This window comes from Alysiella crassa DSM 2578 (assembly GCF_000745955.1).
Lineage (GTDB): Bacteria > Pseudomonadota > Gammaproteobacteria > Burkholderiales > Neisseriaceae > Simonsiella > Simonsiella crassa.
Map to the genome: position 1 here is coordinate 1 of NZ_JQKH01000099.1, position 7,944 is coordinate 7,944.

Consider the following 7,944-nt stretch of genomic DNA (forward strand, 5'->3'; position numbering starts at 1 on the left):
GTGAACGCCAACAACGATGTGGAAGTGGCGCGTTTTGATTTATCGGAAGACGCTTCCATTGAAACGGCGATGATTTTTGGCGAAATTTACCGTCATCATGGTGAATGGAAATTCAAGGCGATTGGTCAAGGTTTTAAAGGTGGATTGGCGGCTTTGGCGAAACATTATGGTGTGAATATTTAAGGAATGTTTCAGGCTGCCTTACAGTACACGACACCTACATGTAGGGTGCGTGGTACGCACCGAAATTTCAATTATTTGAATGATTTGGTGCGTGGTACGCACCCTACATTTTGGGTGTTTGTAAAAATTGTCGTGTACTGTAAGGCTGCCTGAAACGCAATCACAAAAGGAAATCCAATCATGGCAATCAGTTTACAAAAAGGTCAAAGAATTTCTTTGGAAAAAGAATCAGGTGTAAAGCTCACTTCCGTGATTATGGGTTTGGGCTGGGATGCGGCTCAACCTAAAAAATCAGGCGGTTTTTTAAGCAATTTGTTTGGTGGTGGTACAAAAGCGATTGATTTGGACGCGTCTTGCTTAATGTTTAACGACAAAGGTGAATTGAAAGAAATAATTTTCTTTAATCATTTACGCAGTAGTGATGGTTCCATTCAACACAGTGGCGACAACCGCACAGGTGATGGTGAAGGCGATGATGAGCAAATCAAAGTCGCATTGAATCGTGTTCCCAGCAACATCAAATCGCTGGTGTTTACCGTCAATAATTACACGGGACAGGATTTTAGCCAAGTGCAAAATGCCTATTGCCGCTTGCTCAATGGCGATAATGGTCAGGAAATTGCGCGTTACAATTTGTCAGTACAGGGCAATCACACCGCACAAATCATGGCAAAAGTGTACCGCCACAACGGCGAATGGAAAATGCACGCAATTGGCGAAAACAGTCAAGGTACAACGCCCGATAAAATTGTGCCGCAGATTTTGCCACATTTGTGAAAAATCTTTCAGGCAGCCTGAAAGATTTTTCAGGCTGCCTAAATTTTTGAGTTAATTAAATTAATTCAATAATTTCAAACGGCGCAATTCATCACACACATCATTGCGCGACCAATCATTGCCCGAAGCCAAAATCAACAAAGCCGTTGCCGTTTCCACATTACACTTGCCGCCATTAATCGCGCCCGAAGCACGCAAACGGCTGCCTTGTGCGTACACCGCCGCCGCTTCGCCTTCTGGCACTTGGCTGATGTTTAAAATCAAACGGTTTTTGCTGCTTAATTGATGAATCGCGTCCAATAAATCAATATCGGCTGGCGCATTGCCATGTCCATAAGTCATTAAAATCGCAGCATTAATTGGGAAAGTACGCAAAGTATGCGCTGCCGATTTCACGCCAATTCCGGGGGTTAAAAACAAGGCATCAACGCGTTGGTCAGGGTCAAAACGGCGCGGCAAATGGTTAAACGCGGGGGCGGCTTTTTCAGGCTGCCATGTGCCAAAATGATGGTTGGCAAAACCCATATCTTCCATCGTGCTGCATTTGGTCGTACCGACTGCTGGGAACAATTCGCCATTAAATGCCAACAAAACTTCTTTTACATCATCGCGTTGCAGCGCATTAACCGCCGTTTCCAAATTCAAAGGCGCATCGCTATTGGCTGTGCCAAATGGTTTTTGTGCGCCCGTCAAAATCACGGGTTTGCCCTGCGTGTTCAGCGTCAAAGCCAACACATTCGCTGTGTAAGCCAGCGTGTCTGTGCCGTGCAACACGAGTGCGCCATCAAATTGCGGCAAATTCGTTTGCAAAATGTCCAGCCATTCCGCCCAATGTTGCGGCGACACTGCCGAGCTGTCAATCAAAGGCTGGCAAACGTGCCAAGTGAAATTCAGGCTGCCTGAAAATGGCGCGAGCGCAGTGTCCACAATCGCGGTATCGGGTTGCAAACCTTCGGGGCTTTCGGTCATGCCAATGCTGCCGCCTGTGTAGAGTACGAAAATGTTTTTCATAATTGTATTCCTGTGTTTTGTAATTTCATCAATTTACCCTTTTTCAGGCTGCCTGAAAATATTTAAGTAGGTTGGGCTGTAAACCCAACAAAATCACACAAATACTGAAAATGTTGGGTTTTGCAACCCAACCTACTCATTCAGTCAGCATGTTCAATTTCTGTCGTGTACTGAAAGGCAGCCTGAAATTTATTTCGTCAAAATAGCCAACGCTTCCTGATATTTCTCCACCGTTTTCGCCAACACATCGGCAGGCACTTGGGGCGCGGGCGGCTGTTTGTTCCAACCGCTTTGTTCCAACCAATCGCGCACAAATTGCTTGTCAAAAGACGGCGGATTTTTACCCACTTCATAAGTCGCCACCGACCAAAAACGGCTGGAATCGGGCGTTAAAACTTCGTCCATCAGCGTTAAAACGCCGTTTTCGTCCAAACCAAATTCAAATTTGGTGTCGGCAATAATAATGCCGCGTGTCAGCGCAAAATCCGCCGCTTCCGTGTAGAGCCGAATGGCTTTGGCACGCACTTGTTCCGCCAAATCTTTGCCAATGATTTCAGCCGCTTGCTCAAACGAAATATTTTCATCGTGGTCGCCCACTTCGGCTTTGGTGGACGGCGTGAAAATCACTTCGGGCAATTTTTCCGCTTCACGCAAATTTTCAGGCAGCCTGATGCCGCAAACCGTACCATTTTTCTGATACTCTTTCCAGCCGCTACCGCTCAAATAACCGCGCACAACCGCTTCAATTTTCACAGGTTTCAGGCGTTTGGCGACCACCGCGCGTTTTTGGATTGACGCGGCTTCGTTTTCAGGCAACACGTCAAAAACCGTTTGCCCCGTAAAATGATTGGGCATGATGTGCGCCAATTTATTAAACCAGAAATTGGAAATTTGCGTCAAAATTTCGCCTTTGCCAACAACGGGTTCGTCCAAAATTACGTCAAACGCCGACAGGCGGTCGCTCGCCACAATCAGCATGGTTTTGTCGTCAATTTCGTACAAATCGCGCACTTTGCCAGAATAAAGTTTTTGCAGAGAAAGAGTCATAATGGGCATTCATTCAATGTTGGGAATGGCGTATTTTAGCGCGATTTTGCATTTCAGGCAGCCTGAAAATCATGAAAATGATGTAACAAAATCACTAAAAAATGCGACAAAATCTCATAGAAGCAAAACTTATAATCAACATAAATACTGAATATTTTTCAGGCTGCCTGAAAATGGTAAGATACACCATCTTTCCATTTCATCTCGTTTATAAAATATAAGGAAAACAAAATGGCACGTTTAACCATTCACAATGTAGGAACAGCACCCGAAGAAGCCAAAGCACGCGTGGAAGCAGCACAAAAAAACAATGGCTTTATTCCCAATTTGATTGGCGCATTGGCAAATTCACCGCAAGCATTGGCGTTTTATCAAGAAGTTGGCAAATTGAACAGCAGCAACAGCTTAACTCCCGCCGAAGTGGAAGTGGTGCAAATCATTGCCGCTCGTCAAAATCAATGTGGTTTTTGCGTGGCGGGACACACAAAAATTGCTACATTGAAAAATTTGTTTTCTGACAATGATTTACCTGCTATTCGTGCGGTGAATCCGCAAGGTTTGGAAGACAAAAAATTGGCGGCTTTGGCAGAATTTACCTTAGCGGTGATGGGAAACAAAGGCGCGGTAAGCGATGAGCAATTGCAGGCTTTTATTGACGCAGGTTATCGCAAAGAGCAATCTGTTGATGTGGTGATGGGCGTGGCATTGGCGACTTTGTGCAACTATACCAATAATTTAGCGCAATCCGACATCAATCCTGAATTGCAACAATACGCCTAATTTCTGAAATCAACCGCCGTGCTGGATAAACTGGCGTGGCGGTTTTTTATGATTGGTTTATTTTTATAAATAATTGATTTTAATTAATTAAATATTTTCAGGCAGCCTGAAAACCATTTCCCAAAGGAAAACCATTATGTCGCAAGAACACTTATTATCCCAAATTGCCCAATTGGTACAAACCGAACTCACGCCGATTGTGCAAGATATTGACTGCAAAGGCGTTTACCCTGAAAACTTTATGCGAAAATTGGGCGAAATCGGCGGCTATCAATCGCTGGGTACGCCCGAACAAGGCGGCAACGGTTTGGGTTTAAGCACGCAAATTTTAGCCATTCGTGAAGTGGGCAAAGTCTGCGGTGCGACCGCGTTTTCCGTTTGGTGTCAGGCGGCGTGTGCGTGGTATTTGCATAAAACCAGTAATACGGCGGCGCAATCGCGCTATTTAGCGGACGTGTTGCAAGGCAAAGTCTTGGCTGGCACGGGAATGTCTAATACAGTCAAACATTTAGCTGGCATTGAAAACCACAATTTGCAAGCGGTCGCGACCGATGGTGGTTATATTGTGAATGGCGTGCTGCCTTGGGTGTCTAATTTGGGCGACACGCATATTTGGGCAAATACGGCTCAAACATCAAATGGTTATGTGATGTTTATCACGGGCGGCGAGCGCGAAGGGGTGTCGCTGAATCCTTGCCCTGAATTTTGCGCTTTGGAAGGCACGCGCACGTTTGCCTTGAAATTTGAAAACGTGTTTGTGCCACATGAAGACGTGTTGGCGCAACCCGAACAGTTTGGCGATTACATTAAATCCATCAAAGCGGGGTTTATTTTGCTGCAAATTGGCATTGGCGCGGGGATTATTGATGGCTGCCTGAAAGAAATTGAATTGGCAAATGTCAGCAATGGTGAAGTAAATTTTTATTTGGATAATCAAATAGATGAATTAGACGACCGTTTTCAGGCTGCCTTGAGCAAAACCGCAAAATTGGCGGACGAAGCATGGGCTGGGCAAACGAGTATTTTGGAAACTTTGCAAACGCGTTTGGCGGCGGCGGAATTGTGTTTGGACGCGGCGCAGTCGGCGGCTTTACACGCTGGTGCGAAAGGCTATTTAATGCGTTCGCCCGTGCAACGCCGTTTGCGTGAAGCCATGTTTGTGGCGATTGTTACGCCCGCGATTAAGCATTTGAAAAAGGAAATTTCGGATTTGGAATTTACGGGGGAATTTTCTATTTAATCAATGGCTTGATATTCAGACTGCCTTTCGGTACACGGCAAAACTTCATGTAGGGTGTGTATTACGCACCGAATTTATCAAGTTATTTGAATGATTTGGTGCGTGGTACGCACCCTACATTTTAGTTGGGTAAAAATTGTTGTGTACGAAAGGCAGCCTGAAAATTTAGTCTCCCCAAAAAACTACATTCTCCGCATTGCCCATAAAAAATACGCGCCGCCCAATACGGTCGCCACCACACCAGCAGGCAATTCATAGGGAAACAATAATTGCCGCCCCACAAAATCCGCCCCCACCATCAACGCCGCCCCCAACATCGCCGCATACACCAATTGCTGACGCGGCAATCTCGCCCCCAACATCAACGCTAAATGCGGCGCAAGCAAACCAACAAAACTCAAAGGACCTACGGTTAAAGTTGCCGCCGCCGTCATGATTGCCGCCAATAAAATCAACACGCCACGCGCCCATGCCACGTTCACGCCATTGGCGGCGGCGACTGTGGCGTTCAGCCCCAACAAACCCAACCAGCGTTGCATGGGCAAACACACCGCCCACGACACCATCGCCAACGCCGTCAAACCCACTGCCACGCCACCCGAAACGGCATAAGTTGAACCCGATAACCACGTTTGCATTTGCACAATGCGATAATCGCCACTTGCCGACCAAATTTGCACCAACGCCGTAGATAAAGCCGCCAATGCCATGCCTGTCAGCAAAATTTTTTCAGGCTGCATACCATTTTTGCGGTTAAATAACACAATTGCCAATAAAGTCGCCAACGCACCCACCACGCCACTCAACCAAAATCCCCAGCCACCAGCCGCCACGTCTAGCCACCACACCGCCGCCATCACAGCCACCGCCGTGCCTGAACCAATCCCGAGTAATTCGGGGCTAGCCATCGCATTACCCGTTAATCTTTGCAACAAAACCCCCGCCAATGCCGACAATACGCCACACGCCGCCGCCGCTAATATGCGCGGATAACGCATTTCCCATAAATTCAGGCTACCTGAAAAATACCAACCCTCTTCCATTTGCCCAATTAATAGTGAAATCAGCAGGCTGCCCAATAATATAATCGGCAATATTTTCAAACCAAACGATAAGCGAACCCGTACCGTGCGCCGTGCGCCACGCGCCGAATGTTCTGCTGGCACACCCGCCGCATTCATCAAAAACAAAACCAAAGGCGCCCCCGCCAATGCCGACACCGCCCCAGCAGGCAAATCCACCGACCACAGCTCCAAAATCACCAATAAAATCCCATCTACCCCAGCCAGCAACAAACCACCCACCGCAAACGCCGCCAACAAACGAGTCGCCAATAAACGAATCCCCCCCAAACGCACCGCCGCACTCGCCGCCAAACCCACAAAACCCATCATGCCCACCAAAGCCACCACATACGCCGCCAACACCGCCGCCAATGTCAATGCCGCCAAACGTATCCATTTCACAGGAATGCCCAATGCCACCGCCTGTTCATCACTCAAAGCCATAATATTTAATGGCTTGATTAATAAAAATATTCCAATCCCAACCGCCACCAATACCATCGCCAACACACCCACATCGTGCCAACTGTCTTGTACCAATGAACCTGCGCCCCACATCGCCAAACCACGCGCTTCTTCCACATAAAACAAACCCAATGCGCCCGTTACCGCCGACAAATACAGCGACATCACCAAACCCGACAACACCACCACAAGCGGTGCCAACCCACGCCGCGCCGATAACCACAACACCCCCAACAACGCCGATACCGCCCCCACAAACGCCACCGCACCAGCCCCCCAAATCAACACAGATGGCGCAAAAATGGTCGCCACCAACAAGGCAGCCTGCGCCCCACTGCTCACCGCTAAAGTGCTGTCCGAAGCAAGCGGATTGTGCATCACCTGCTGCAACAATACCGCCGCCACCGATAAAGCCCCACCCGCCAACACGCCCATCGCCAAACGCGGCAAAGTGCCATGCACAAACAGCAAATCCCCCACCGCCAAAGTGTCCGCCGCCGCAAATAAATCCGCCAAGCCTAGCCCCCATTGGCGCGAATAAAGCCATGCCACCACGCCCACGCACCACAGCAGCAGCGCAAAACATAGGGCAATAAAAGTTTTGTGTTTCATAAATTTTCTCTAGATGTGTGTTGATTGGATTTTCAGGCAGCCTGAATTTTATAGTCTATTTATTTAAAAATGGCATGAACACCGTCCATTGTTTTTGATTTTTTTATTTTTTGCTTTTCTCACAGTACACGACAAATTTAGGCAGCCTGAAACATCTTTCAGGCTGCCTTTCCAGTCTTTATAAACCTTTCAGGCTATTTTCATTCCGCAAAATAGTAAAATTTTAACATTTTTTTCTCAATAAAATCAAAACTCATTTTATTTTTGCGGAACGGTTTTTCATGTTAAATTTCAAAATTTAAACACAAGATTATCTTCATATTTCGCAGAATAATTCAAACTTGTTTGCAAGCTGATTTTTTGGTAATTACTCAACCGCTCCCAACCATTTTGTTTACTCTCAATAACCCAATCCAAATAATCCACAAATTCCGACCGCGTACTGCTGAAAAAGATGAATGGCGGACGTACCACCGACATCAGCCGCAAAAATTGCACCATACCAAAATAATCATCTTGCCGATAACTGCCCTGCGCGGTGCAAATGTATGGCGGGTCAAGCACGAGCAGCATTTTCGGGTCATGAGCAAATTTCGGGATAAGTGTGTGTGCGTTTTCGCGGATAATTTCTACGCCGTCCAAATAGCCGCTTGCAATCGGATAGTCGCTTTCACGAATTTTGCGATACCATGCTTCGCCAAATAAAAAATCAAAATCAGGGGCTTGCTTGCCCGAAAACAACAGCCAACTTGCAATACAATTCAG

General features: G+C 46.9%; 8 protein-coding genes and 1 pseudogene. 5 read left to right on the forward strand and 4 right to left on the reverse strand.

What is annotated here, in order from left to right; translation table 11 throughout:
- The coding region (locus Q338_RS11250; protein WP_034295473.1) for a TerD family protein at positions 1-183 on the forward strand (183 nt) is incomplete at its 5' end.
- 180 nt (positions 184-363) lie between these two features.
- On the forward strand, positions 364-960 hold the full coding sequence (locus Q338_RS11255) for a TerD family protein (protein ID WP_034295475.1): 597 nt from the start codon (positions 364-366) through the stop codon (positions 958-960).
- Between the two features lie 60 nt (positions 961-1,020).
- Here the strand turns inward: Q338_RS11255 and Q338_RS11260 are convergent, their stop codons facing one another.
- Positions 1,021-1,971: an asparaginase gene (locus tag Q338_RS11260; RefSeq protein WP_034295477.1), complete on the reverse strand. Its 951-nt coding sequence runs from the start codon at positions 1,969-1,971 to the stop codon at positions 1,021-1,023.
- A 189-nt stretch (positions 1,972-2,160) separates the two neighbouring features.
- Complete coding sequence (locus Q338_RS11265) at positions 2,161-3,018, reverse strand: phosphoribosylaminoimidazolesuccinocarboxamide synthase (protein WP_034295479.1); 858 nt, start codon at positions 3,016-3,018, stop codon at positions 2,161-2,163.
- 1 nt (position 3,019) lies between these two features.
- Here Q338_RS11265 and Q338_RS14615 point away from each other — a divergent pair, with 1 nt between their 5' ends.
- From Q338_RS14615 to Q338_RS11275, 3 genes are all read left to right on the forward strand, one after another.
- Positions 3,020-3,169: a hypothetical protein gene (locus Q338_RS14615; RefSeq protein ID WP_156961077.1), complete on the forward strand. Its 150-nt coding sequence runs from the start codon at positions 3,020-3,022 to the stop codon at positions 3,167-3,169.
- An 80-nt stretch (positions 3,170-3,249) separates the two neighbouring features.
- A complete protein-coding gene (locus tag Q338_RS11270; RefSeq protein ID WP_034295481.1) occupies positions 3,250-3,798 on the forward strand; it encodes a carboxymuconolactone decarboxylase family protein in 549 nt (182 codons plus the stop codon).
- A gap of 136 nt (positions 3,799-3,934) precedes the next feature.
- On the forward strand, positions 3,935-5,038 hold the full coding sequence (locus tag Q338_RS11275) for an acyl-CoA dehydrogenase family protein (RefSeq protein WP_034295483.1): 1,104 nt from the start codon (positions 3,935-3,937) through the stop codon (positions 5,036-5,038).
- A 182-nt stretch (positions 5,039-5,220) separates the two neighbouring features.
- Here the strand turns inward: Q338_RS11275 and fhuB are convergent, their stop codons facing one another.
- Both fhuB and Q338_RS14905 read right to left on the reverse strand, forming a co-directional pair.
- Positions 5,221-7,179 (reverse strand): Fe(3+)-hydroxamate ABC transporter permease FhuB, encoded by a 1,959-nt coding sequence (fhuB, locus tag Q338_RS11280; protein ID WP_034295485.1) that lies wholly within the window; start codon positions 7,177-7,179, stop codon positions 5,221-5,223.
- A gap of 291 nt (positions 7,180-7,470) precedes the next feature.
- A pseudogene (locus Q338_RS14905) lies at positions 7,471-7,944 on the reverse strand (hypothetical protein); the annotation flags it as partial.